Below are 21,855 nucleotides of genomic sequence, written 5' to 3'. Positions count from 1 at the left end.
GCGCGCTGATGTGGGCCGTTTCCCGCGGGCCCGGCAGGTTTGCCGGCCCAATCGGGGTGACGCGGCGCGGAACGTCGGTTGCGCCAGGGTTCAAGGATGGCGCAGAGACCACTGCTACGTCAGAGGAACGGCCGAGAAGCCCCGCCCCGCGCCCCCTGGCACCGCGGGCCCCTCAAGCGGCGGGCCCCTTCCAGCGCGGCCGCGCGAGGTTGGTCCAGGCCCGCAGCAGCCATTCCACCGGGCCGTACGGATGCCGCCGCAGCCACCAGCGGCTGGCCGCCAGTTGTACGGCGAAGAGCGCGACGGCGACCGCGGCGACGCCCGACGGCGGCACCCGGCCGGAGAGCCCGGCGCCGTACCCGGTGAAGAGCAGGGCGCAGAACAGCGACTGGGACAGGTACACCGTCAGCGCCATCCGGCCGGCCGGCGCCAGGGCCGCGGCCAGCCGGTCGGCGTGCCGGCCGGTGGCCGCGCGCAGCACCGTCGCCGCGTACGCCGCCGAGAGCAGCGGCGCGGTCAGCACGTCGATGCCGAGCGCGAGCAGTTGGCCGGCGTCCGTCGTGCTGGTGGTGCTGGCGTACGCGTAGGCGACCGCCCCCGCGAGACCGACGGTGAAGCCGGTCCACTGGAGCCGGCGCAGCAGCGGCGTGAAGTCGGCGATGCGGCCGATGGCCCGGTGCCGGCCGGCGGCCAGGCCGAACAGGAACGCGGCCAGCGCCGCGGGCGCCTGGAAGAAGACCAACAGGAAGGCCACGGAGGGCAGTTGGTCCAGGTGTGCGCCGATGACGGAGGCGGCGTCGCCGCGCAGCGCCTCGGTGGCCCGGGCCGCGTCGGCGGCGGCCGCCGTCTCGTCGACGCTCCCGGTGCCCGCCGCCGCAGCCACCGCACCCAGCAGCAGGTACCCGATCGCGGTGACCGCGAGCAGGCCCACGCCGATCCGCACCGCGACCCGCGGCCGGATGCGGTGCAGGGCCAGCAGGACCAGCCCGAGGAGGGCGTACGTCGTCAGGATGTCGCCGGGGAACAACAGCACCGCGTGCAGAGCGCCCAGGACGAAGAGGCCGAGCAGCCGACGCAGGAAGCGCGGGGCGAACCGGGCGCCGCGGCGTTCGGCGGAGGCCAGTTGCAGGGTGAAGCTGTAGCCGAAGAGGAAGGAGAACAGCAGGAAGAACTTGGCCTCGAAGAACACCGAGGTCAGCGCGGAGACCGCGGTGTCCAGCGGGCCGTCGGCGCCCGGCTGCTCCGCTCCGGTGCCGTGGTACGCGGAGGCCAGGAAGCCGATGTTCACCACGAGGATGCCGAAGAGGGCGAAGCCGCGCAGCACGTCGACCGCGGCCAGCCGGCCGTCCGCGCCGCCCCGGTCGCCCGCCTCACCCTTGTCGCTCTTGTCGCCGGCCGCGCCGAGCGACGCGTCCACCGTCGACGTCATGACGTCACCTCCCCGACCCGTCCGCCGCACCGTCCGCGGGTCCCCTTCACACGGGAATCGAGCACGCCCGCCCCCTCTCCACTCGTTCGATCGTTTCGTTCATTTTATAAACGCTCGTTTCGAGCATGAACGTACACGATGCGATCGCGCAACTCGGCTATGCTGGCCGGCGATGACCAGCGCCCCCACGGACCACCGCGACGACGCACCCCCGGCCGACCGCCGACCGGAGGTCCCCACGCGACTGCTGGTGCACGCCCTCGTGCGGGAGGACGGCACGGTGGACGCCGGCGAGCTGTACGCCGTCGCCGCGCTGATGGGGATGAGCGACCAGCAGGTGCGCCTGTGCGTGCGGCGGCTGGTCGAGGAAGGGCGGTTCACGCAGGACGGGCGGGGGCGCAAGGCCGTGCTGCGGGCCGTCGCCGACCCGACCGGAGCACTCGCCCCGGACGCCGCGTACGTGCGCCACGCCTATCTCCAGGACGCCGGGCTCGCGCCCTGGGACGGCGTCTGGCACCTCTACGGCTTCGCCGTGCCCGAGTCCCGGCGCGCCGCCCGGGACGGTTTGCGCGACGCCATCGTCCACCTGGGCGCGGCGCCGGTCCACGGCGGTCTGTACGCCTGCGCCAACGACGTCGACGAACTCGTCGAGACCCACGCCCGCCACCTCGGTGTGCTGTCCTCCGTCACCTTCCTCACCAGCACCGACCTACGGGTGGGCGAGGTGACCGACCCCGTGGCGCTGGCCGCCGCGCTGTGGCCGCTGGCCCGGATCGCCGAGCGGCACGAGCGGCTGGCCGACTTCGCCGAGCGCTGCCTCGCCCGCGCCGAGCACGCCGACGGGGCGCACCGGCTCGTCCTGGCGGTGGAACTCGCCGCGGAGTTCACCCGGGCCATGACCCCTGACCCGCTGCTGCCGCCGGAGTTGCTGCCGCGCCCCTGGGTCGGCGCCCGGGCGCGGGAACTCGCCGCGCGGTGCTGGGCGGTACTGCTGGCGGCCGGCGACGAGCCCTCGCCACGGTTGTTCCGGCTGTACGCCGAGGTGCTCGGCGAAGCCGAGGGGTAGGGGCTGGCCCGCCGTGGCCTACGGGGTGCGTCAGTCGAAGATGACGTCGAGGGGGACCGAGCGGTAGCCGCGCACCTCGGTGGGGACCTCCAGGGAGTGGGACTCGGCCGACGCCACCATGGAGTTGAGCAGGCTCGTCATCGCGGCGCGCAGCGCCTCCCGGTTGTCCCCGCCCTCCTCGGCGACGAACGCGGCCACCGTGGACAGCCGGCGCAGTACGGACTCCCGGGCGCGGCCGAAGCCGTACGTGATCACGTTCGGGTGCGGCTTCCACCCGGGGTCGAGGAGTTCGTCCAGGTCGTCGTGCCAGTTCTCGCCGGGCAGGTCCTGCTCGTCGGTGGGGGCGCCGTCGGTGAGGACGAAGACCAGCGGGCGCAGCACCTGGATGCCGCGGCTGCCGAGCACGGGCACGTCGTGCTCGATGCGGCTGCGCACCAGGCGGATCATGGGGCCGAAGTTGGTGCGGCCCGAGCAGGTGACGACGGGCAGGCGCTGGACGTCGTCGATCTCGGTCATGGCCGTGACGACGTGCGCCCGGCTGTTGAAGGACAGCACGGACAGGTGCACGAACTCCTGCACCTGCGGTGACGTCACGATCGTCTGGTGGATGGACTCCAGGGTGTCGTTGAGCAGCGGCTCGAAGTCCTTCATGGACAGCGAGGTGTCCAGCACCACGTAGACCGGAAGTCCGGACTCCGTGTACTGCGGCGTCTCGTCGAGCGGATTGCTGAGCGGGGTGTTCATGGTGGGTTCCCTCTGGGTGACGCGGTGGTGAGTGGCGTTCAGCGGACGGCGACGAGCACGCCGAGGAGGAAGAAGAGCAGCCCGACGGCCCAGAAGGCGATCGAGCAGCCGACGGAGCGGGGCAGCGGGGCGGGTGGGGTCGCCCCGGTTGCGGTGTCGGCCCCCGGGCCCGTCGTGGCTGCGGAGTCCGCATCCATCGGCCCGGCGCCGGCGGTCGGCGCAGGAGGGCGTACGGGCTTCGGGCGCCTGGCGGCCGGGGGCGGCGGCTGCACCTCGCGCCAGCCGCTGACGTTCGGGCTGCCGTTCGTGGCGCTCCCGGCCCCCGCGCCCGCGCCCCCCGCTGCGACCGGCCTCGACGGCGCGACCGGCGTCTCCGGCGCGGCCGGCCGGACTTCCATCGCCGCCAACAGACCGGCCACGCTGGGGCGTTCGCTCGGCTGCGCCGTGGTGACCGCACGGCGCAGCAGCAGTACGAGTTCGGCGTCGCCGGCCCGTTGCTCCGCCAGTCCCTCCAGCGCCCGGCGCGGATCGCCGCGCGTCCCGGTGAGCACCCGCAGCGTCAGCACGGCCATCCGGTAGCGGTCGGTGTGGGTGGTGAGCCGGGTCCCCTGGGGGAAGAGCGGGTCCTCCCAGTGGTGCGACCTGATCCACCTGCGGCTCTCGATGCCGCAGGAGTCCAGGTCGATCAGGAAGACGTCGCCGTTCTGCTGGCTCCACAGGGCGTTGCGGTACGACCAGTCCCCGTACACCACGTCGTACCGCTCCATCAGCGCGCCCAGGCTCAGGAAGCGGACCGCGGTCGAGCGGCGGCGGGCGGCGGACGGCGGGTCCAGGCCGAGCGCGGTGAACTTGGCGTCCTGGAGGACGAGGTGGTCCAGGAGGAGTTCCTTCGGCTCGGTCCGGCCGCCCTCGCCGTAGGCGAACCGCACGTAGAAGGAGTCCGGGATGCGGGGCATGATCACGCCGACGGTCTCGCCGCGGTCCGTGACGCGGGCGACGGGCCACGCGGAGTGACGGTCCACCAGGCACATGTCCGCCCAGCTCATCTTGCCCGGCAGCTCGATCAGCCGGGCCAGGGTGTCCGCCTCGTCGGGCGCGAGGGGCTCCTTGTAGAGCTTGGTGACCCAGCCGGGGTGGCCGACCACCTCCCGCACGCCGGTGGACTCGCCGCCCTCGCCGAGGCTGGCGTCCGCGAGGCGCAGCCCGGAGCGGGCGGTGTCCGGCGCGAACGGGCTCATCGACCAACCGGTCCCGCGCTTGCCGCCCTTGCCCCTCCTCACTTCGTTCGCGTCGTCCGCTCCGGTTGCGCTGCTCGCTTCGTTCGCTTCGTGTGCACGGCTCATCGCGGTCCCCCCGCCGGCCGCCACCACACCAGGACCGCCGTCCGGTCGTCGTTGCGCTGCTGTGCCTCGTAGCCGATGTGGAGCAGCAGGTCGTGCGCCGTCACCGGGCGGGCCCACTGGCGGTGGAACCAGCGGGCCGCGACCGGGAGTTGCGCCAGGGCGTCGCCGACGCCGTCGGTGGTCAGGGCGAGCGCGCCGCCGCGCCCCACGTCGATGCGGCGGCTCTCGGCCTGCTGGGGCGTGTGCGGCAGGAAGTGCCGCAGTTTCCCGCGGTCGAAGCCGCCTTCCTTCCCTCCGAAGAGGGGCTTCCAGCGGTCGGTGCCCCGGAACCAGCCGGAGGGGTCGCCGACCCGGGCCAGCCAGAGCGTCCGCCCGCCGTCGGCGTCCGGGCGGGTGGGCAGGACCGCGGCGAGTGCGACCGTGCGCACGTCCTCGTCGCTCCAGCCGCGCTGTTCGGCGGCGGCGTACACCTGCTGCGCCGCTTCCAGGAAGACCTGTCCGGCGTCGAGCGTGCGGGGCCCTGCGCCCTCGTCGAGGCGCTGGCGCAAGGTGTTGACCAGGGCCGACACGGCGACGGCCGCGGCCACGTCGGCGTGCGCGCTGTCGGACATCCCGTCCGCGACGGCGACGATCAGGTGCGCGGAGCGCCCGTCGCGGCCGAGGCGGTACGCGTCCTGGCGCGGCCCGGCGTGCGTGGGGTCGCTGCGGTGGCCCGGTCCGACCAGGGACGCGGCGCGCACCTCCAGGTCGCCGACGGTCGCGGCGTCCGCGGTCATCGCGGGCGGGGCGGGGGCGGCCGGCAGCCGCCAGGGCAGCGCGGACGTCTTCGACGTGCGGTGCAGTTTCGGCGGGGGCGGTGACGGCGGCAGCGGCGCCGGCAGGCGCACCCCGGGCAGCGGCCAGGCGGGGCCCTGCGCCGGACGCTCCGGGACCGACGGCGGGGCGGCTTGGGACGGCTGCGCAGACGGAGGCGGAGACGTCGACGGAGACGGCGGGGGCGGGGGCGGCGGGGCGACCTGCGCCGGTACGGGGGCGGGTGCGCGGTGAGCGGGGTGGTGCGGGCCGCCGTAGGCCGCGCTCGGTTGGTGCTGCGGGTGCGACGGGTGCGGTCCGGGGCCGTGCACCGGCCGTTGGGGGTACGGGTCGACGTGCGCCGGCCACATCTCCGCGGGCCTCCCCGGTGCTCGGTCCGCGGCGGGCGGAACGTCTTTGCGCTGGAACTCCTCGATCAGCAGGTACACGGCCATCACGGCCATCGAGGCGAAGGCCCCGGCCACCAGACCGGGCGCGCGCCAGCGCACGGTGGCCACGGTGATGAGGACCAGGCAGAGGAGCGTCACGCCGAGCCAGCGCCCCGCCCGTCGGCGGCGCGCGGCGCGCAGCGCGCGGTCGGGGCCGGCCGCGTGCGCCGGGACGGGGGGACGGGCGGGCGCCCCGCCGCCCCGTGAGCCGTCGCCCTTCAACCCGTCCCCCTTCAGCCCCTCGCCCGGAAAGCCGTCGCCCCGTGGTCCGTCGCCCGGGAAGCCCCCGCCGCGCAGACCGTCCCCCTTCGGGCCGTCCCCCTTCAGAACGTCGCCCCACAGGCCATCGCCGCTCGGACCGGTGCTGAAGGGACCGTCGCCGGGAGGCCCGTCGCCCGAGAACTGGCCGGCCCGCAGGCCCTCGCCCCGCGGGAGTTGTGCCCGCGGGGCCGGTTCGCGGTCGGCGTCGAAGGCGCCGGGTCCGCTGAATCCGTGTGTCATACGGCCTCGTCGTCCCCCTCGTCGGCTCCGGTGCCGGAACGGTTCGGCCGACCCACCGCCCGCCACCCGACCACGCCGTCGCCCGGGCCGGAGCCGGACCCGGACGCAGCCCCGGGTCCGGCTCCGGCCCTCGGCCCGGGACCGGGCACGGCCCCCGGCCCGGCCCCGGGGAACTCGTCCGCCGCCGCGTCGTCCGCGTCCCGCACCGGGTCCGACGCCCGGCGCTGAGCATGGCCCTGGGCTTGGGCTTGGCCTTGGGACGGCACGGCAGGCGGAGCTGAAGAAGACGGCCCGTACGACTGCCCCTGCCCGTACGACTGCCCGGATGGGGACGACCCGTGCGGCTGCCCGGCCGGCGTCCCGTACGGCGCCGCAACGGGCGGCGGCAGCGGAGGGGGCGGCGGGGGCGGGGGCGGCGGGATCGGTGCCGCGCCGCGGGCCGTCCGCCCGTCGGCCGCCCCCGGCAGCGGCAGCCGCCCGTCCCGCGCGGTCAGCGTGGTGTCGGCCCCCGGCGACATCTGCCGGTCGAACAGCCGCGACAGGAACTCGGACCCCTCCGCCGGCAGCAGCACTCCGCTGTCCACGCACGCCTGGATGGTGCGCACCCGGTGCTCCAGCGAGACGTCCTCGCGCTCGGCCATCTCCCGCAGGATGTCCCGCAGTTGCGTGGGGTCCTGGGCGATCAGGTGCAGCATCATCCCGCCGTCGCCGCGCGCCGCCGCCCGCAGCGCGTCCGCGCGCAGCTCCGTCACCCGCCGCTCGTGCCCCACCGCCCGCACGTCCCGGTCGTGCCGCCAGACGTCCTCCCGGCGCCCGCGGATGGTCGCCGTCTCCTGCTCGCCGGGCGTGACCTGCACCCGGCACCCCAGGACGGTGATGCCGCTCGGGAGCACCGGTGCCTGGGTGCGCAGCACGTGGCCGGCGGCTTCCTCCGCCGCGGAGAAGTCCTCCAGGTCGAACTGCTTGACCCGGGCCCGCGCCAGCGCGGCGACCGCCCCGCGCACCAGCCGGGCGCCGTCCTCGACGCTGACGATGCCGCGCCGTACGACCTCCTGCGGCGCGGTCACCCGCCACATGGCGTTGATCGCGACGGTGAAGTCGAAGCCGGCGGTGCCGCTGGGCATCTGCTCGCACCACTGGCTGCTGCGGTCGGTGACGTCGACCTCGTAGCGGTAGTGGTAGCGCCCCGACTCCCACAGGGTCGGCCGGCGGTCCAGGAGGACCGCTTCGCCGTTGTCGAGCGAGTACACCTGGGCGAGTCCGGGCCGCGGCACGGCGTTCCGCCCGCCCGAGCGCGGCTCCAGGGGCCCGTTGACGAGCGTCCTTCCCGCCTCGTCGCGGGACGTGTTGGCGCGGGCCCTCTTCGGGTCCGCTTCGTTGCTGCTCACAGCGCTTCCTCGCTTCCGAGGTCGTACGGGACCTGGTCCAGGACGTGTTCCACCTGCGCGGCGGTGAGGGCGGCCTTGTCGTCCTCGTACCCCCAACTGCGCACGTGGTGGCGGATGACGCGGGCGGCGCGCGGTGAGGACGCGGCCACCCGCAGCAGCCGCGCCAGCGAACGCCGGCCGAGCGGATCGTCGTTCACCGCGCGGGCCCACTCCCGCAGCACCGCCGCGGCCACCGCTTCGGGCTCCGGCGACAGCAGCACCGTCTCCCACAGCCCGGCGACGTCCCGCTGCCGCACCGGGTCCGCGGCGGCGAGGGCCAGCAGCCGGGGCCACTTGCGGCCCCGCGGCCGGCCGCGGGCCGCCGGCATCTCCTGCCGCAGGTCGGCCGCGGCGAAGAGGAACGCCAACTCGCCCGCGGTGCGCCGGTCCACGTCGCGCAGCGCGACCCAGTGCCGCAGCAGCGCCAGCGCGTTGCGCTCGTGCCGGGAGCCGCCGAGCGACAGGTACTCGGCGAGGCTGACGCAGATCGCCTCCACCACGGACGCGGTCGGCTCGCCGGCGAGTTCGTGCAGCAGGGCGACGGCCTCCCCGCCGCCGCGGTCCTCCTCCCGCAGCAGCGCGAAGAAGCCGCGGGCCGCGGACGCCCGGTACGGGGTGCCGACGGGCTCCGCCGCCCACGCCCGCACCAGGTCCCGCACCGGCACGACGAGCCCGGGGTGTTCGGCCGCGGTGCGCAGCGCGGTGGCGGCGGCCTCGCGCAGTTGCGGCGAGGTGCTGGCGGCCCAGGGCGTCAGCGTCCCGGAGCGCAGGGTGTCGAAGGAGAGCCCGGCGAGGAAGCCGGCGACGACCGCGGCGCGGGCGCGCACCGTGGGCAGTTCGTGGCCGGCGCAGGTCTGGAGCCAGCCGGGGAGCGCGGCGCGGATGTCGTCGTACTCCTCCCAGGCCGTCTGGAGCACCCGCGGCGGCACGTCGGGGTCCAGGTAGTGGACCGCCTTCGCCGGCGTCTCGCCGTACCGCCCTTCGACCTCGGTGTCGATCAGGGTGGCGTGCAGCCGGCGCAGCCGCACCGCGCGGGTGGCGCCGACGACGTGGTTGCGCGGCCGGTCGGGGTGGTCCGGGGTCTCCGGCAGTTGCAGGAGTTCCTTGAGGGAGCGGGCGAGCGCGTCGGCGGTCTCGTACGCCTCGCCGGCGAAGGCGGCGACGGACACGGCCAGGCACTGCGTGTGCAGGTCGGCCAGGCCGGTGAACCACTCCTCGAAGCCCTGGCGCGGGTCGAGCCGGGCGGCGGCGTCGGCCGCGGCGCGCGCCGGGTCGCCGTCCGTGCCGGCGAGCACCCGGGCCGCTTCGGCGGCGCTGCTGAGGCTGCGGCCGGGGACTGCGGTGGCCCGGGCGTTGACGAGTTCCCGTACCTCCGGGCTGGCCAGCAGCTCCCGGGCGCGGTCCGCGCGGACGGGCCCCAGCCGCCAGTGCAGGTGCGCCACGAAGACGTCCCAGGGGTCCGGGGGCGCGTCGGCCCATTGGACGTACGCGGCGAGGTCGAGGTCCGCGGGCACGGCCTCCTCGCGCAGGGTCACGACGAGTCGGCAGTCGTGCGCGGCCAGGGCCCGTGCCACGCGTTGCAGTTCGAACGCGGACAGGGTGCGCTGCGCCACGGCCTCCGGCAGGTCCGGCAGCAGGTAGCCGTCGCCGCGGGTGAGCGCGGAGACGTCGAGCCGGGTGAGGTCGGCGCCGGACTCCAGGCGGTGCAGCCGGCGGTGGCCGAGGTCCAGCAGCCGACGGCAGGCGGTGGCGTACTTGCCGCTGCCCTGGCGGCCGGCGAGCAGGACGAGCCGCCAGGGGTCCGGGCCGGCGAACGGGCCGCCGTCGGTGCTCCGGCGCGGGGGCACGTACGTGGCCCGGAACTGGTCCAGCGCCTCTTCGGTGAGTTGGTGGGCGCGGACCGCGCGTTCGCCCTGGCCGATGACGACCTCGATGTGGTCGCCGCCGTAGACGCGTTCGGCGCGGATGTCGGTACGGGGGTCGGCGCCCGGTTCCGCGGACGGCCGCGAGAGGCGGGAGATCCGGGAGAGGAGGGCGCGGGCCTCGCGTTCGGCGCCGAGGCGTTCCTCGGTGGTGCCGGGGGAGGCGGCGATGGCGGCGAGACCGCGGCGGAAGTCGGCCATGTCGCGCTCGGCGGTGCGCTCGGCGCGGTCGGGGCGGGCGTCGGGGGCGGGCTCGGCGGAGCCGTCGTCGTCGGAGTCGTCGGAGGTGCCGTCGGGTTGACGCTCCCGATCGCGGTCCCTGTCTCGATCCCGGTCCCTGTCCCGGTCCCTGTCCCGGTCGCGATCTCTGCCGCCGTCGCGGTCCCTGTCCCGGTCCCGGTCGCGATCTCTGCCGCCGTCGCGGTCCCTGTCCCGGTCCCGGCCGTCCCGATCACGGTCCCGGCCCCGGTCCTGGTCGCGTTCCCGATCGCGATCGCGGTCCCTGGCGCGATCCCGGTCCCGGTCGCGGGGGACGTCGCGGTCGCGGGGGACGTCGTCCCTCCCGCCGCCGGCGCCAGCGGCGGCCGGGCGGACGGGTGCCTGGGGCGGGGCCGCCTCGCCGCGGTCGGCGGGGGCCCTGCCCTCCCGCTCCCGACCGGCCGCCCGCGCCCGCTGGTTCTCCCTACCCCGCGGGTTCTCGTTCCCGCCCTGGTCCCGGACCTGGTTCACGATCACCGCTCGGCCCTCCCGGTCCCGTCACCCCTGACGGTCTCGTGGTGGTCCCCGCCGTACAGCCGCCCCACGCGGTGGAAGACCGCACCGGCGAACCGACTGCCCTGCTCGGCCGACGGCGCCGGCCCGGAGCCCGGCCCGGGATCGGGTTCGGACGCGGACCCGCCGAACTCTTCGCCGTCCTCCGGGGGCTTGACGAGTACGGGCCCGAGCCCGGGCGGCGCGTCGTACCCGGGCACCCTGATCCACGCCCGGGAGTCGACCTCCTTCTCCTGGAAGGCCACCGGTCGGAAGGCCGAGGAGTCCAACCCGGGGTAGTCGTGCCGCACCACCGCGTCGTGCCAGGTCTGCGACACCGCGAGCGCCAGCGCCGACCGTTCCGCCGCGGCCAGTGCGCGCCGTAGGTCGTCCAGGTCCACCAGCCGGCAGGCGGTGTTCAGGTCCGCGCCCACCCAGCCGCGTTCGTCCCGGGCCACTTCACCCGCGTGCAGCGCGAGCCGCAGCCGCAGCGGCTCGGCGCCGGGCTCGGCCGCGTACGCCCGCAGCCGCATCTGGAGCCGCTCCACCACGTCGCCGGTGAGGTCCACCTTGGAGACGCCGGACGGGAACAGCCAGAACCCGCCGTCGCCCCGGTCACCCACGCCTGCGACGTGCTGCGGCATCACGTCCGCGTCCTTCAGAGCCTCCTCGACCACGGAGAACAGGGCGCTGCGCGCCCGTTCCTGTTCCGGATTCGTGCGGCTGCCGAATCGCTCCAGGTCCAGCACCATGATCGAATAGTGGAGGGGTCGGGCACCCATGTTCTCGTCCTGTTCCCTTCTCGCTGAGCGGCAGTCGTCGCGGCGCCCCCGAATTCACCGGCGACGACTGCCGTGCCCCAATGAATACCGGGGAAGGGGCGGCTCGTTCTGCCACAGATGTGGCAGAAAAGCGCTCAATCCCCTTCCGGTTCCCACCATTCGAGGCCCTCGGGGTCCAGCACGACGATCGCGCCCCGGGCCGTCTCGACCAGTTCGCGCTGGTGCAACTCCCGCAGGGTGCGCACCACCGACTCCCGCGAGGTGCCGGCGGCGGAGGCCAACTCCTGTTGGGTGAGCTTGAGGTGCCGGGCCTTCGGCGCCCAGCGCGGAGCCGGCGTCCCGTGCCGCTCGGATAACTCCAGCAACACCTGCGCCACCCGCACCACCGCGGTGCTCGATCCGAGGGCCGCGCGCTGGTCGTCCGCGTGTCTGAGCCTGTTGATGACGCTGCGCAGGATGGCGAGGGCGAGGGGGCCGTTCTCCTCCATCAGCGCGCAGAACCGGGGCGCGGCGATGACGAACCCGTGCACCGGCCGCATCGCGACGACCGAGGCCGAGCGGACGGTGTCGTCCAGGCAGCCGAACTCGCCGATCAGGTCGTGCACGCCGCGCAGCGCCAGCAGGCTGACGTAGCCGTTGGCGGACTCCGAGACGATCTTCACCACGCCCGTCTCGATCAGCACGGCGCGGTCGGCGGGCTCGCCCTGTCTCATCAGGACCCCGCCGCGCGGCCAGGCCGCGGGGACTCCGGCACCGCGGAGCAGGGCGAGGTGTTCCGGTGTGAATCCGTCGAACATGGACTTCCCCCTGAAAGGTCCCCACTGTAGAGCGGGATCACAGCGTTTGTGCGGCAGTTGACCTACAAAACCCGGTCGCATTGGCGCACAAAGGAACGCACACGAAAGGCAGTCGCGCCGTGCAAAGAAATGAGCCCGAGGGGAATTCAGATGGTCACGAACGCTCAGCGGCGGTCCTCGTCCACGTCCAGCCACTCCCCGACTCCCTCTCCCCCTTCCTCCCCCGCTCCCTCACCTGCACCTTCCCCTGACCCCTCTCCGTCTCCGTCGGCGGGTGACGCGTCCCTGGACAGGGCGCTCGCCACGGCCTGGAACGTCCATGCGTCCGTCGTCGAGGTCACCGCCCGCGGCGACGCGAAGGCGTCCATCGCCCTCAGCGCGGAACTGGCCCTCGCCGCGGTCGCGGTCGCCCGCCTCGACAGCCCGCCGCGCCACGACACCGTCCTGTCCCAGGCGCTGCTGTGCGCCGGTGCCGTACTGCTCATGCTGGCCTCGCTGTTCGCCCTCTCCGCGGTGGTTCCCCGTCTGCCGGAGCCCGTACCCCCCGGCGAGCTCCTCTACTTCGGCGCGCTCCGGCACTGGGACGCGGGCGAGTTACGGACGGCGCTGCGGAACGCGGACGCGCTGGAGTCCCTGAGCGAGCAACTGGTGGCCATGTCCCGCATCGCCTGGCGCAAGCACCGCCTGGTCGCCCACTCCCTGCGGATCTCCGTGCTCGGCCTGGTCTGCCTGGGTACGGCGGCGCTCCTCCCGGTCCTCCCGCGCTGAGGCCCGTACGGGCCCGGGGCCACGGCGGAAAGGGAGGTGAGCGCCACGGGCCCGCGCTGTTAGGGTGCGCCGATGCCAAAGATCAGGGAGTTCCAAGTCACCTTCGACTGCGCGGACACCGAGCGCGTCGCCGACTTCTGGTGCGAGGTGCTGGGTTACGAGGTGGCGCCGTCACCGTCGGGCTTCGACACCTGGGCCGACTTCAACCGTTCCCACTTCCCCGACGACGAGGGCTCCTGGCTCGCCTGCGTCGACCCCTCGGGCGCGGGCCCGCGCCTCTTCTTCCAGCGCGTCCCCGAGGGCAAGGTCGCCAAGAACAAGATCCACCTGGACGTCCGCGTCGGCACCGGCCTCACCGGCGAGGAGCGCCTCGCCGCCCTCGAAGCCGAGTGCGCCCGCCTGCTCCCGCTGGGCGCGGTGCGCGAACGCCTCCTGTACGACGGGACGGACTCGTGCATCGTGATGCTGGACGTCGAGGGCAACGAGTTCTGCCTCGACTGAGCACGACGGGGTGCGCTCAAGGAGCCTGAGTCGGGTCCGCGTCCGGGGTCAGGGTCGAGGTCGGGTCCGGGGCCGTGCGCCGGTACTCGCTCGGGGGCAGGCCGTAGGCGGCGCGGAAGGCGCGGCTGAAGTCCGCCGGGTGCCTGAACCCCTGCCGGAAGGCGATCTCCCCGATGGTCAGGTGCCGCAGCCGGGGGTCGCTCAGGTCGGCCCGGGTGCGTTCCAGCCGGCGCCAACGGATGGTGGCGCTCACCGACCTCGGTCGGCGCCGGAACAACTGGTGCAGCAGACGCACCGAGATGTGGTGGCGCTCGGCGATGCTCACCGGCCCCAGTTCGGGATCGGCGAGTTGGTGGTCGATGTGCACCAGGACGCGGGCCAGCAGGACCTGGTGCCGGGTCTCGGCCGACAGCACGGCCGGGCTGTCGGTCTGGGCGGCCAGGAAGGCGGAGACGAGGTCGAACCCCACGGCCCCCAGCCGTAGCAGCTCTTCGTCGCCGCAGCGCGACGCGTTGGCGCGCAGCCCGGAGAGGTACGAGGTGAGCAGCGCGCCGGTCGCGGTGCCGGTGGGCAGGCGGGTGCCCAGCAGTGCGTTCGTCCGCCGGTCCGGCAGGGGCACCGCGGAGCGCGGCAGTCGGATCAGCGTGAGCCGGCTCTGTCGCCCCTGGTCCTGGAACGCGTAGACGAGCGGGTTCCGGGTGTCGAACAGCGCCATGTCGCCGGCCTGGAGGAAGGCGTTGTTGCGGCGCTGTTCGAGTCCGATCGGACTGCCGTGCACCATGCCGAGGAAGTACGCCTCGGAGTCCGCCCGCCGGATGTGGGTCAGGGTCCGCTCGCCCGACAGCGGCAGCGAGGCGAACATCATGAGGTCCGTGCGGCCCTGTTGGAGCGAGGTGACCCGGCCGGTGAACCGGTCGGCGTACTGGCTGTCCACGGTCATCGGCATGATCGACTCGGCCAGCAGCGCGGTCCACCGGCCGAACCGGTCCTCCGGGGGGACGCCGTCCACCTGGACCCGGGTCACCTTCCCCGTCACCGTCCCACCCCCGAGTTCGCCCGCGGCCGGCCCGCACCCATGCTCGGCACTCCCCGCCGGAGCCGTAAAGCACATCTCCGGTCAGGGTTCCGCGTGCGCTCCAGGCCAACGTTCCCTGCACGCGCTGCTAGAGCGGTCCGGTCGGTGCCGCCCGGATACTCGTCGCTGCCCCACTCGCGCACCACCCCTGACGGCAGGAGGAGCATTGAACAACAGACGTGGTTTGGTGGGCCGGGCCCTTCGCGGCACGGCCGCACTCCTCGCGGCGATCGGACTCGTACTGGTCTCGGCAGGCAGCTCCACCGCGGGGTCTGCTCCCTCTTCGGCCCGGCCCGCACCGCCGGCGGCGAACGGGCCCGTCGTCTCCGGAGACGCGACGGCGAAGGTCTCCGGCGCGGCGACGACCTACACCGTCCGGATGCGGAACGTCGCGACCGGCCTGTGCGTGGACGACAGCAACCCCTTCGGCCTGCGCCACTTCGGCTGCCAGAACCAGTACGGCCCCTACGCCGACTACCAGAAGTTCGACTTCATCACGGTCGCGCCGTACACGTACGTGCTGCGCAACCGTGCCACCGGGCAGTGCGTGGACTCCAGCCACGCCTACGGACTGCGCCACTTCGGTTGCCAGGACCAGAACGGCCCCTACGCCAACTACCAGCGCTTCCTCCTGATCGCGGCGCCCGGCGGCACGGCCGTCGCGCGCAACGTCGCGACGGGCCTGTGCGTGGACGACAGCCACGGCTTCGGCCTGCGCCACTTCGGCTGCCAGGACCAGAACGGCCCGTACGCCAACTACCAGCGGTTCCACCTCGACACGTACTGAGCGGCCCGCCCTCTGGATGCTGCAACGGCCCACCACAAGGGCCGTTGCAGTTCCGCTGCGGCATGGGGGACGCAGCCGAAGTGGCCCCCGCGGGGCCGTTGGCCTCCACCGGCCCGTGGGCGGTTGTCCGCGCAGTTCAGCGTCCGATGGTCTGGGTCCGACGGTCCGCGTCCGGTGGTCCGCGTCCGGTGGTCCGGTGTCGCGGGATCACGGGGAGTCCCGGGCGTTCGGCGGGCACAGCAGCGCCGGTTCGAAGTGGCGCGCGAAGACCGTTGCCACCAGGTCCCGGCGGCTGCGCACCCCCGTCTTCTCGAAGACCGACTTCAGATGCTCCTGCACCGTGTGCGGGGAGAGCCGGGCCAGCCCTCCGATCTCCACGGTGGAGTGGCCGCGCAGCACCAGCGCGGTGACGTCCCGTTCCCGGGGCGTGAACCCGTGCGCCGCCGCCAGCAGCGCCATGTGCTCGCCCGGGGCCGGCTGACTCCACGCTCACCGCGCGGTCGAGACGGTCCAAGGTGTTCCGCTGTTCCTCGGTGAGCGGAGCGTCCAGGACCAGGTTGAAGTACCAGCTACGGCACAGTTCCGGTGCCTCTCGGTGAAGCGGTGAAAGTGACTGGAGGTGCCCTTGTGGCTGTGTTTCCATGCCGGGATGAACAGCGAAGCGTACGGGGCGCATGACGGGGAGCCGGGCCGGCAGGTTCGGCGGCGGACCGACGAGGATGTCGAGGCGTGCGTACGCGTTCTCGCCGAGATCCATCGAGCCGACGCCTACCCGATGAACTGGCCCGCCCAGCCTGCGGCTTGGTTGTCCGACGGGCCCCTGCTGGGCTCCTGGGTCGCCGAGTTGGACGGTCGCATCGTCGGCCACGTCAACCTGTCGCGGGGCGACGGCGGCGACGCGGCCCCGGACGTGTGGACCGAGCGCCACGGCTCGCAGAGCGCGACCGCCGTCGTCAGCCGCCTCTTCGTCGCCCCCGAGGCACGCGGCCACGGCATCGGCACGCTCCTGGTGGACCACGTCGTGGCGGAGGCCCGGCGCCACGGCCTCCACCCCGTCCTCGACGTCATCGCCTCCCATCCCTCCGCAGCGTTGTACGAGCGCCTGGGCTGGGAACTCCTGGCCACGGTCGACCGACAGTGGCCGAACCAGACCGTGCAGGTCCGCTGCTACGCCGCGCCTTCCTGACGCATCGGGGGCACTTCATAGGGCAACGCCCGCTGCCGCGTGTGCCGTTCGACGATCGGCGCGTCCGCTACGCCCTCATCAACTGAGAGCCGGATGAGTTTTTGATCAACATGTTCTTGGAGGCCGCTACGCGCTGAACGTTCTCCCTAGGGTGCTTGTTTACCGGACCCCGAGTCCCTGAACAGTAGCTTCGGCAAGTGCCGACGCTTGGCCCACTGAGCAGGAGATCGTTGTGCTTTCACGGCGGCGTTTCACCCAACTGGCCCTGGCCTCACCTCCACTGCTGTCCCTTTCGACTCCCCATGCGTTCGCCCAGGAATCCGGCACGCTGCCGAGCCTGGGCCTTTCCGTCGAGCACTACGACATCAATCTCGCCTACGAACCCGATTCCGGCGTCCTGACCGGCTCGACCCGCATACGGGGCGTTGCGGTCGGCACGTTGACTTCGTTCCGGCTGCGGTTCCGGCTAAGGGTTTCCTCGGTCCGGGTGAACGGCACGCCCGCGGCGTTCGCTTCCGACAACGGCGTCCTCACCGTCACTCCGAAGACTCCCGCGAACGCCGGTGACGAACTGCTCGTCCAGGTGCGCTACCGGGACACTCCCGCCGCGTACCCGGCGGGCGACGGCGGCTGGGGCTGGATGCGCACGCCGTCCGGCGCAGTGGCGGTGGTCAGTGCCGCCTGGTGGCATCCCGCGGCCCTCACCCCGGCCGCCAGGGCGACCCGGTCCGTGTCCGTGCTCGTCCCCAAGGGCCTGACGGCCATGTCCAACGGCACGCTGCACCGCGGCAGTCCCACCGTCACGTCCGACGGCGACCGGTGGTCCTGGGACAGCAAGACGCCCCTGCCGACGGAAACGGCGCTGCTCGCCATCGGCGACTACAGCCTCACGAAGTCCCGGGGACCGGATGGGACACCCATGTTCAACGCGTACGGCAAGGACCTCGGCGCGCTGGAAGCCCCGGCCCGTGCCTCGGTGGAGCGCACGGCCGAAGCCGCGCAGACGCTGTCACGATGGTTCGGCCCTTATCCGTACGAAGCCGTGGGCGGCGTGGTCGACAAGGCATTCAACAACGTGGTCGCGACCGCGACCCGACCGATCTACGGCGGCAGTTACTTCGCAGACGGCGCGAACCCCTCCATGGTCGCGCACGAGACCGCGCACCACTGGTACGGAAACGCGGTCGCCCCCGCCGAGGACGCCGCGTGGCTGTCCGAGGGATTCGCGACGTACGCGGAATTCCTGTGGTCGGAACACGCAGGGCTGGGCACCGCAGCGGAACTGGCTCAGCACGAATACGACCAATATCCCCAGGACGACCCCGTTTGGAAGGAGGCTCCGGCCATACCGAACCCGGACAGCTTCCTCTCGTTCCCCGTCTACGCCCGCGGTGCACTCACCCTCCAGGCGCTCCGCACCAAAGTCGGCGACGACACCTTCTTCCGCATCCTGCGCGGGTGGGTCACGGCACAGAAACCGGATACGGAAGCGACCACGGCCGCCTTCACCGCGTACGCCGAGCGCCTCCACTCGCGTCCTTTGGACGACGTCTTCCGGCCCTGGCTCTACGGCACCACCCGCCCACCGGTCGGCCCCAACGGCCAAGGCCCCCGCAAGCGGGCCGCCGAACCCACCTCCTACTCCACCATCACCCGCAACAGGGAACGTCTCGCCGCTGCGCACCACCGCAATCGGCGCTCGTGCACGTGACCGTCAACGGCTGCACCGCCGCAACGTCGGCCGCACATCGTGGCCGTGACGAGGGCGGCGGTGCGGCCGGACGGCTCCCGCTCACGCCGTCGGCGGGGGCAGCGAGCCCTTCTCGGTAACGTCTCGTGACGGTTCGTGGTCTTCGGTCAGGTGGTGCGGCCGTGCTCCAGCTGGAGCAGGACGAGGGCGGCCCGGGTGATCCGGGTGATGCTGCCGGGGTCGAGGCTGACCCGGCAGCAGGGCCTTGAAGGTGACCTTGAGCAGGGCGTTGGCACGCTCGGCGACACCGTGGATGCCACGGATCACCTTGTTGAACGTCTGCTGCTCAGTGGCGAGTTGGGCACCTTGGGACGCGAGTCAACTCTTCCGCTTCGAGATGAGTACGCGTACTCAGGGCCATGCCTGTGCGCGACCGTAAGTTGACGTCATGCCCCGAATAGCACACACCGCAGCCGCCCTCGCTCTGGGCGCGCTCACCCTCACCGCCTGCTCCAGCACCCGCCCGGCCACCACCATCGAGATGAACAATGTCGCCTCCGTACCCGAGGGCCGGGACGCCAACGATCCGCAGCTCGACTTCATGAAGCTGTCCCTTGAGATCACCGACGGCTGCCCGCCGGCAAGCCCGGCGACCGCGTCCCCTTGCCCGCCGACCCCGACCCCGCCGATCCGCCCGCCACCGACGACCCCGTGCCGCCCATGCCCGACGGGAACCTCCTGAAGCCGGTCACGCTCACCAAGCCCGAGATCTGCTACGCGGACAAGTTCGCCGCGCACGTCACCACCGCTCTCAAGGGCACGGGCGAGAACACCGCCGAGGTGCGAACCGCACTCAAGCGCGCCGGATACCCCGACGAGCGGATCGTGGACATGAAGCCCGAAGGCGGTTCCCCCCGCGTGCGGATCGACCTGCGCGAACAGGACACCCGTGTCGCCCTCCAGGTCGTGCACGCCGGCACCAGCGGCACCGTCGTGGAAAAGTTCGGTGCACAGCCCACCGCGCCCCTCAAGGACGTCCGGTACATCCCGGAGCTGGCTGAACCCCTGAGCTGAGACCGTGATGAACGTCTTCCTCGGGCCCGATCGAACCCATGCGGGACGAGTTGCGGTCAGGACGGCGGTCGGCCGGGCCTCCAGGGATCGGCTGGTGAATCGGGGGCGGCCCCAGCCGTCTGGGTGCGGGAGGTTGTGACGGCTGGGGCCAGGAGGCGGGTAACAGGGCGCGCCTCCTCTTCCTCTTGGCCGGACGGGGCAGTTCCGGTCAGGAGGGGCTGGACCCGCTGTCGCTTCGTTTTCCCCTTGCCTTAGCGATAGCGGGAGTTGGGGTGGCCCGGGGCGGCGCTAGGCGGCGGTGTCGCCGGGGCGCAGTTGGACCGTGTCGTGGACGGTGCGGGAGTAGAGCGCGTGGCCCGTCGTCGTGAGGTGGTACGCCATCCAGTCGCCGGCGTACTCGTGGTCGTTCTCCGCGAGACCCCCTGCGTCGGGCATCCGCACGCCGCACTCCGGGTGGCCGGACACGCACCTGACGGTCACGTCCACGCCCTCGGAGGGGACGGGGCGCGGGCTCCAGCTCTGCGGCTGCACGACGTGGTGCGCGCGGCGCCACCTCGCGCGGGGCTCGCGTCCGATCACGGGGCCGCCCCCGTTCGACTGTCGGCGTTCAGCGCGGCGACGGCCGGCCGCAGCACGTCGGAGAGCGCGGCGCTCAAGTCCTCACGCCGCGCGGTCCATTCGATGCCGCCCTTGCGGGGCCGGAGGTAGTACCGGGCGCCGTCGTGGGCCATCACGACACCTGTCTTTTTGGTGACGCGGTCATGAACAACTGCCCCCTTGGCCAGGGCATCTTGGGGCAACCCGGACACAGGTGCTCCTCTCTGTAGCGAAACCACTACCAAGCGCCATCAGGTTGGCCTAGGGTCGGAGAACCATTCAACTGGGCAACAGCGAATGAAGGATCTGATGCGCTGTGGTGAACCGAAAGCAGTTGAACCCTGAAGCAGGCCCCGTAGAAGCGTTCGGCGCGCGCTTACGCACGTCACGCGAGGAGCGCGGCTGGACGCAGGAGTACCTGGGCGAACAGATGGGCTACTCCAGCCAGCACATCTCAGCGATGGAAACTGGCCGCAAGCCTCCAACCCTTCGAAGCTCGGTGAACGCCGACAAGGTGTTCGAACTCGCCGACACGAGGCAGTCGTTCGAGCGGGCGTACCGGGAGATCAAGAACGGCAGCTTGCTGGAGGGTTACCCGGAGTATCTGTCGCTGGAGGCGAAGGCGGCGGAAGTCAGACTGTTCGAAGTCGGATTGATCCCAGGACCGCTCCAGACGCGGGAGTACGCGGCGGACCTGATCAACAGCGCGGTCCGGCGCGGCGACATCAAGCCAGAGAAGGCGGAAGAGCGGGTCGAGTACTTGATAGAGCGCCAAGAAGCGCTCGTACGGACGCCCTCGCCACTGGTCATCGCGGTGCTCGACGAGAGTTGCATCCGTCGCCCCATCGGCAGCCCGACTGTGATGTACCAGCAACTGGATCGGCTGATCGAGTTCGCGAACCAGTCCAACACGGCCCTGCACATCGCACCATTCGCGATGGGTTCGCGGAGGCCGTTCAACCGGCTGGTGAACCTGCTCACGCAGGATGACCGCTCCGTCGTTTCGTACGTCGAGTCACAGACTCAGGGGCACCTGGACCGCGAACTGTCCTCTGTCCTACCGCTGGTGAGGTCTTACCATCAGTTGCAGACCGATGCGCTCTCCCAAGCTGAATCCGTCGCCGTGATCAAGCAGCTACGAAAGGGCACCCCGTGACCAGCGCACCCCTCCCGACCACCCGTTGGGTCAAGTCGTCCTACAGCACGGACAACGGCGGCTCCTGCGTCGAATGGGCACCGGACCACGCGACCACCACCGGCACGGTCCCCGTCCGCGACAGCAAGCGCCCCCACGGCCCCGTCCTGATGGTCTCCCCCACCGCCTTCGCGGGCCTCATCACCCTCGCCCGCGACACCCAGCTGTAGCGAAAGGACACCCATGACGGCCACCCGTTGGATCAAGTCCTCCTACAGCGACAACGGCGGCTCCTGCGTCGAATGGGCACCGGACCACGCGACCGCCACCGGCACGGTCCCCGTCCGCGACAGCAAGCGCCCCCACGGCCCCGTCCTGATGCTCTCCCCCACCGCCTTCGCCGGCCTCATCACCCTCGCCCGCGACACCCAGCTGTAACCCCCGAAGCACCGCCCGGGCCCCGTACGCCACCTGCCGTACGGGGCCCGGTCTTCACCCAAGAACGCGTCCAGACCGTGCCCGTCAGCGAGCACGGCGTTTCGCGAGGCGGCGAACGAGCAGGGGCGCGACGGCACCTGCCAGGAGGGCCGCGAGCGGTACGGCGACGTTCACCCAGGGGGCCCGGAGGGGTTTGTACGTGGCGATGCCGTCCCTGATCTCGATGTAGCCGCGGGCGCGGGCGCCGGCTCCTCCCCCGCAGTTGTTGGCAGCTCCCGCCTCGGGACCCGTGCCCCCGGCGAAACCGAAGCCGACTTCGGCGACCGGGATGACGGTGACTCCGTCGCTGGTGACGGGTTCCCCGAAAACGGCTGACACCGAGGCCCTGCCGAGTTGCTCGGTCAGTCGTTCCATCAAGGCTGCGGCCGGGTCGGCCTGCGGTTCGACTCGGGCCGGTATGTCTGAGCTGGCCATCGGGATACCTCCGGAGTGGCGAGTGCGTCGGTGTCGAGGATATGGGGGTGCCTGGGCCCAACCGATTCCACTGGACCTTGCGCCAGGACGACGGGTCCGGGCCCGGGATACCCGGGGAACTCGCCCAT

The 21,855-nt window shown here is 72.7% G+C and carries 24 protein-coding genes and 1 pseudogene; 11 read left to right on the top strand and 14 right to left on the bottom strand.

The window, feature by feature from the left end; translation table 11 throughout:
* Positions 1–172 precede the first annotated feature (172 nt).
* On the bottom strand, positions 173–1,429 hold the full coding sequence (locus ACH4E8_RS08365) for a DUF418 domain-containing protein (protein WP_398445597.1): 1,257 nt from the start codon (positions 1,427–1,429) through the stop codon (positions 173–175).
* Between the two features lie 172 nt (positions 1,430–1,601).
* Between ACH4E8_RS08365 and ACH4E8_RS08360 the strand changes: the two genes are divergently transcribed.
* Entirely contained in the window at positions 1,602–2,495 is an 894-nt protein-coding gene (locus ACH4E8_RS08360; protein WP_398445595.1) for a PaaX family transcriptional regulator C-terminal domain-containing protein, read from the top strand.
* 30 nt (positions 2,496–2,525) lie between these two features.
* Here ACH4E8_RS08360 and ACH4E8_RS08355 read toward each other — a convergent pair whose 3' ends face one another.
* The 7 genes from ACH4E8_RS08355 to ACH4E8_RS08325 form a co-directional block, all read right to left on the bottom strand.
* Complete coding sequence (locus ACH4E8_RS08355) at positions 2,526–3,239, bottom strand: hypothetical protein (protein WP_398445594.1); 714 nt, start codon at positions 3,237–3,239, stop codon at positions 2,526–2,528.
* Positions 3,240–3,277: 38 nt separating this feature from the next.
* Positions 3,278–4,582, bottom strand: a complete 1,305-nt coding sequence (locus ACH4E8_RS08350) for a hypothetical protein (protein WP_398445592.1) — start codon at positions 4,580–4,582, stop codon at positions 3,278–3,280.
* Positions 4,579–6,324 carry a protein phosphatase 2C domain-containing protein gene (locus ACH4E8_RS08345; protein ID WP_398445590.1) on the bottom strand — a complete coding sequence of 582 codons (1,746 nt, stop codon included), beginning with the start codon at positions 6,322–6,324 and terminating at the stop codon, positions 4,579–4,581. Before ACH4E8_RS08345 ends, ACH4E8_RS08350 begins: the two co-directional genes overlap by 4 nt.
* Complete coding sequence (locus ACH4E8_RS08340) at positions 6,321–7,712, bottom strand: hypothetical protein (protein ID WP_398445588.1); 1,392 nt, start codon at positions 7,710–7,712, stop codon at positions 6,321–6,323. Before ACH4E8_RS08340 ends, ACH4E8_RS08345 begins: the two co-directional genes overlap by 4 nt.
* The gene (locus tag ACH4E8_RS08335) at positions 7,709–10,408 is read right to left on the bottom strand and encodes a hypothetical protein (protein WP_398445586.1); all 2,700 of its coding nucleotides are present in this window, start codon (positions 10,406–10,408) and stop codon (positions 7,709–7,711) included. The genes ACH4E8_RS08340 and ACH4E8_RS08335 overlap by 4 nt, the downstream gene beginning before the upstream one ends.
* Positions 10,405–11,205, bottom strand: a complete 801-nt coding sequence (locus ACH4E8_RS08330) for a hypothetical protein (protein ID WP_398445584.1) — start codon at positions 11,203–11,205, stop codon at positions 10,405–10,407. Before ACH4E8_RS08330 ends, ACH4E8_RS08335 begins: the two co-directional genes overlap by 4 nt.
* Before the next feature lie 134 nt (positions 11,206–11,339).
* Positions 11,340–12,002, bottom strand: coding sequence for a Crp/Fnr family transcriptional regulator (locus ACH4E8_RS08325; RefSeq protein WP_398445582.1), 663 nt, complete (start codon positions 12,000–12,002; stop codon positions 11,340–11,342).
* 150 nt (positions 12,003–12,152) lie between these two features.
* On the opposite strand from ACH4E8_RS08325, the gene ACH4E8_RS08320 reads away from it, so the two are divergent.
* Together ACH4E8_RS08320 and ACH4E8_RS08315 are read left to right on the top strand one after the other, a co-directional pair.
* A complete protein-coding gene (locus ACH4E8_RS08320; protein ID WP_398445580.1) occupies positions 12,153–12,770 on the top strand; it encodes a Pycsar system effector family protein in 618 nt (205 codons plus the stop codon).
* A 72-nt stretch (positions 12,771–12,842) separates the two neighbouring features.
* Complete coding sequence (locus ACH4E8_RS08315) at positions 12,843–13,271, top strand: VOC family protein (RefSeq protein WP_398445578.1); 429 nt, start codon at positions 12,843–12,845, stop codon at positions 13,269–13,271.
* Between the two features lie 16 nt (positions 13,272–13,287).
* On the opposite strand, the gene ACH4E8_RS08310 is transcribed toward ACH4E8_RS08315, so the two are convergent.
* The gene (locus tag ACH4E8_RS08310; RefSeq protein ID WP_398445576.1) at positions 13,288–14,307 is read right to left on the bottom strand and encodes a helix-turn-helix domain-containing protein; all 1,020 of its coding nucleotides are present in this window, start codon (positions 14,305–14,307) and stop codon (positions 13,288–13,290) included.
* A 205-nt stretch (positions 14,308–14,512) separates the two neighbouring features.
* Here ACH4E8_RS08310 and ACH4E8_RS08305 point away from each other — a divergent pair, with 205 nt between their 5' ends.
* Positions 14,513–15,133: an RICIN domain-containing protein gene (locus ACH4E8_RS08305; protein ID WP_398445574.1), complete on the top strand. Its 621-nt coding sequence runs from the start codon at positions 14,513–14,515 to the stop codon at positions 15,131–15,133.
* A 207-nt stretch (positions 15,134–15,340) separates the two neighbouring features.
* On the opposite strand, the gene ACH4E8_RS08300 is transcribed toward ACH4E8_RS08305, so the two are convergent.
* Positions 15,341–15,592 (bottom strand): helix-turn-helix transcriptional regulator, encoded by a 252-nt coding sequence (locus ACH4E8_RS08300; protein ID WP_398445572.1) that lies wholly within the window; start codon positions 15,590–15,592, stop codon positions 15,341–15,343.
* 190 nt (positions 15,593–15,782) lie between these two features.
* On the opposite strand from ACH4E8_RS08300, the gene ACH4E8_RS08295 reads away from it, so the two are divergent.
* Positions 15,783–16,319 (top strand): GNAT family N-acetyltransferase, encoded by a 537-nt coding sequence (locus ACH4E8_RS08295; RefSeq protein ID WP_398445570.1) that lies wholly within the window; start codon positions 15,783–15,785, stop codon positions 16,317–16,319.
* A 232-nt stretch (positions 16,320–16,551) separates the two neighbouring features.
* Entirely contained in the window at positions 16,552–18,030 is a 1,479-nt protein-coding gene (locus tag ACH4E8_RS08290; protein WP_398445568.1) for a M1 family aminopeptidase, read from the top strand.
* A 146-nt stretch (positions 18,031–18,176) separates the two neighbouring features.
* Here the strand turns inward: ACH4E8_RS08290 and ACH4E8_RS08285 are convergent.
* A pseudogene (locus ACH4E8_RS08285) lies at positions 18,177–18,375 on the bottom strand (transposase family protein); the annotation flags it as partial.
* Positions 18,376–18,457: 82 nt separating this feature from the next.
* Here ACH4E8_RS08285 and ACH4E8_RS08280 point away from each other — a divergent pair.
* Positions 18,458–18,751, top strand: coding sequence for a hypothetical protein (locus ACH4E8_RS08280; RefSeq protein ID WP_398445566.1), 294 nt, complete (start codon positions 18,458–18,460; stop codon positions 18,749–18,751).
* On the top strand, positions 18,730–19,083 hold the full coding sequence (locus tag ACH4E8_RS08275) for a hypothetical protein (RefSeq protein ID WP_398445564.1): 354 nt from the start codon (positions 18,730–18,732) through the stop codon (positions 19,081–19,083). Before ACH4E8_RS08280 ends, ACH4E8_RS08275 begins: the two co-directional genes overlap by 22 nt.
* A gap of 288 nt (positions 19,084–19,371) precedes the next feature.
* Here ACH4E8_RS08275 and ACH4E8_RS08270 read toward each other — a convergent pair whose 3' ends face one another.
* Together ACH4E8_RS08270 and ACH4E8_RS08265 are read right to left on the bottom strand one after the other, a co-directional pair.
* The gene (locus tag ACH4E8_RS08270; RefSeq protein WP_398445563.1) at positions 19,372–19,548 is read right to left on the bottom strand and encodes a hypothetical protein; all 177 of its coding nucleotides are present in this window, start codon (positions 19,546–19,548) and stop codon (positions 19,372–19,374) included.
* 110 nt (positions 19,549–19,658) lie between these two features.
* Positions 19,659–19,814, bottom strand: a complete 156-nt coding sequence (locus tag ACH4E8_RS08265; protein WP_398445561.1) for a hypothetical protein — start codon at positions 19,812–19,814, stop codon at positions 19,659–19,661.
* A gap of 182 nt (positions 19,815–19,996) precedes the next feature.
* Between ACH4E8_RS08265 and ACH4E8_RS08260 the strand changes: the two genes are divergently transcribed.
* From ACH4E8_RS08260 to ACH4E8_RS08250, 3 genes are read left to right on the top strand one after another with little or no spacing between them, the layout of a single operon-like run.
* Positions 19,997–20,836, top strand: coding sequence for a helix-turn-helix domain-containing protein (locus ACH4E8_RS08260; RefSeq protein ID WP_398445560.1), 840 nt, complete (start codon positions 19,997–19,999; stop codon positions 20,834–20,836).
* A complete protein-coding gene (locus tag ACH4E8_RS08255; RefSeq protein ID WP_398445558.1) occupies positions 20,833–21,045 on the top strand; it encodes a DUF397 domain-containing protein in 213 nt (70 codons plus the stop codon). Before ACH4E8_RS08260 ends, ACH4E8_RS08255 begins: the two co-directional genes overlap by 4 nt.
* Before the next feature lie 13 nt (positions 21,046–21,058).
* Complete coding sequence (locus ACH4E8_RS08250) at positions 21,059–21,253, top strand: DUF397 domain-containing protein (protein WP_398445556.1); 195 nt, start codon at positions 21,059–21,061, stop codon at positions 21,251–21,253.
* A gap of 84 nt (positions 21,254–21,337) precedes the next feature.
* Here ACH4E8_RS08250 and ACH4E8_RS08245 read toward each other — a convergent pair whose 3' ends face one another.
* Positions 21,338–21,727 carry a sporulation protein gene (locus tag ACH4E8_RS08245; RefSeq protein WP_361969790.1) on the bottom strand — a complete coding sequence of 130 codons (390 nt, stop codon included), beginning with the start codon at positions 21,725–21,727 and terminating at the stop codon, positions 21,338–21,340.
* Between the last annotated feature and the right edge of the window lie 128 nt (positions 21,728–21,855).

Origin of the sequence: Streptomyces sp. NPDC017979, from assembly GCF_044328175.1 — a bacterium.
Taxonomy (GTDB): Bacteria; Actinomycetota; Actinomycetes; order Streptomycetales; family Streptomycetaceae; genus Streptomyces.
Note: the sequence above shows the minus strand (reverse complement) of the source record. Positions and strands in the feature narration are given on the sequence as shown.

Bases quoted from the DNA above. Each gene is read 5' to 3' on its own strand.
- ACH4E8_RS08365 (WP_398445597.1), bottom strand. From the start codon at position 1,429: ATGACGTCGACGGTGGACGCGTCGCTCGGCGCGGCCGGCGACAAGAGC.
- ACH4E8_RS08360 (WP_398445595.1), top strand. From the start codon at position 1,602: ATGACCAGCGCCCCCACGGACCACCGCGACGACGCACCCCCGGCCGAC.
- ACH4E8_RS08355 (WP_398445594.1), bottom strand. From the start codon at position 3,239: ATGAACACCCCGCTCAGCAATCCGCTCGACGAGACGCCGCAGTACACG.
- ACH4E8_RS08350 (WP_398445592.1), bottom strand. From the start codon at position 4,582: ATGAGCCGTGCACACGAAGCGAACGAAGCGAGCAGCGCAACCGGAGCG.
- ACH4E8_RS08345 (WP_398445590.1), bottom strand. From the start codon at position 6,324: ATGACACACGGATTCAGCGGACCCGGCGCCTTCGACGCCGACCGCGAA.
- ACH4E8_RS08330 (WP_398445584.1), bottom strand. From the start codon at position 11,205: ATGGGTGCCCGACCCCTCCACTATTCGATCATGGTGCTGGACCTGGAG.
- ACH4E8_RS08325 (WP_398445582.1), bottom strand. From the start codon at position 12,002: ATGTTCGACGGATTCACACCGGAACACCTCGCCCTGCTCCGCGGTGCC.
- ACH4E8_RS08320 (WP_398445580.1), top strand. From the start codon at position 12,153: ATGGTCACGAACGCTCAGCGGCGGTCCTCGTCCACGTCCAGCCACTCC.
- ACH4E8_RS08315 (WP_398445578.1), top strand. From the start codon at position 12,843: ATGCCAAAGATCAGGGAGTTCCAAGTCACCTTCGACTGCGCGGACACC.
- ACH4E8_RS08300 (WP_398445572.1), bottom strand. From the start codon at position 15,592: ATGGCGCTGCTGGCGGCGGCGCACGGGTTCACGCCCCGGGAACGGGAC.
- ACH4E8_RS08295 (WP_398445570.1), top strand. From the start codon at position 15,783: ATGAACAGCGAAGCGTACGGGGCGCATGACGGGGAGCCGGGCCGGCAG.
- ACH4E8_RS08280 (WP_398445566.1), top strand. From the start codon at position 18,458: ATGCCCCGAATAGCACACACCGCAGCCGCCCTCGCTCTGGGCGCGCTC.
- ACH4E8_RS08275 (WP_398445564.1), top strand. From the start codon at position 18,730: ATGCCCGACGGGAACCTCCTGAAGCCGGTCACGCTCACCAAGCCCGAG.
- ACH4E8_RS08265 (WP_398445561.1), bottom strand. From the start codon at position 19,814: ATGGCCCACGACGGCGCCCGGTACTACCTCCGGCCCCGCAAGGGCGGC.
- ACH4E8_RS08250 (WP_398445556.1), top strand. From the start codon at position 21,059: ATGACGGCCACCCGTTGGATCAAGTCCTCCTACAGCGACAACGGCGGC.
- ACH4E8_RS08245 (WP_361969790.1), bottom strand. From the start codon at position 21,727: ATGGCCAGCTCAGACATACCGGCCCGAGTCGAACCGCAGGCCGACCCG.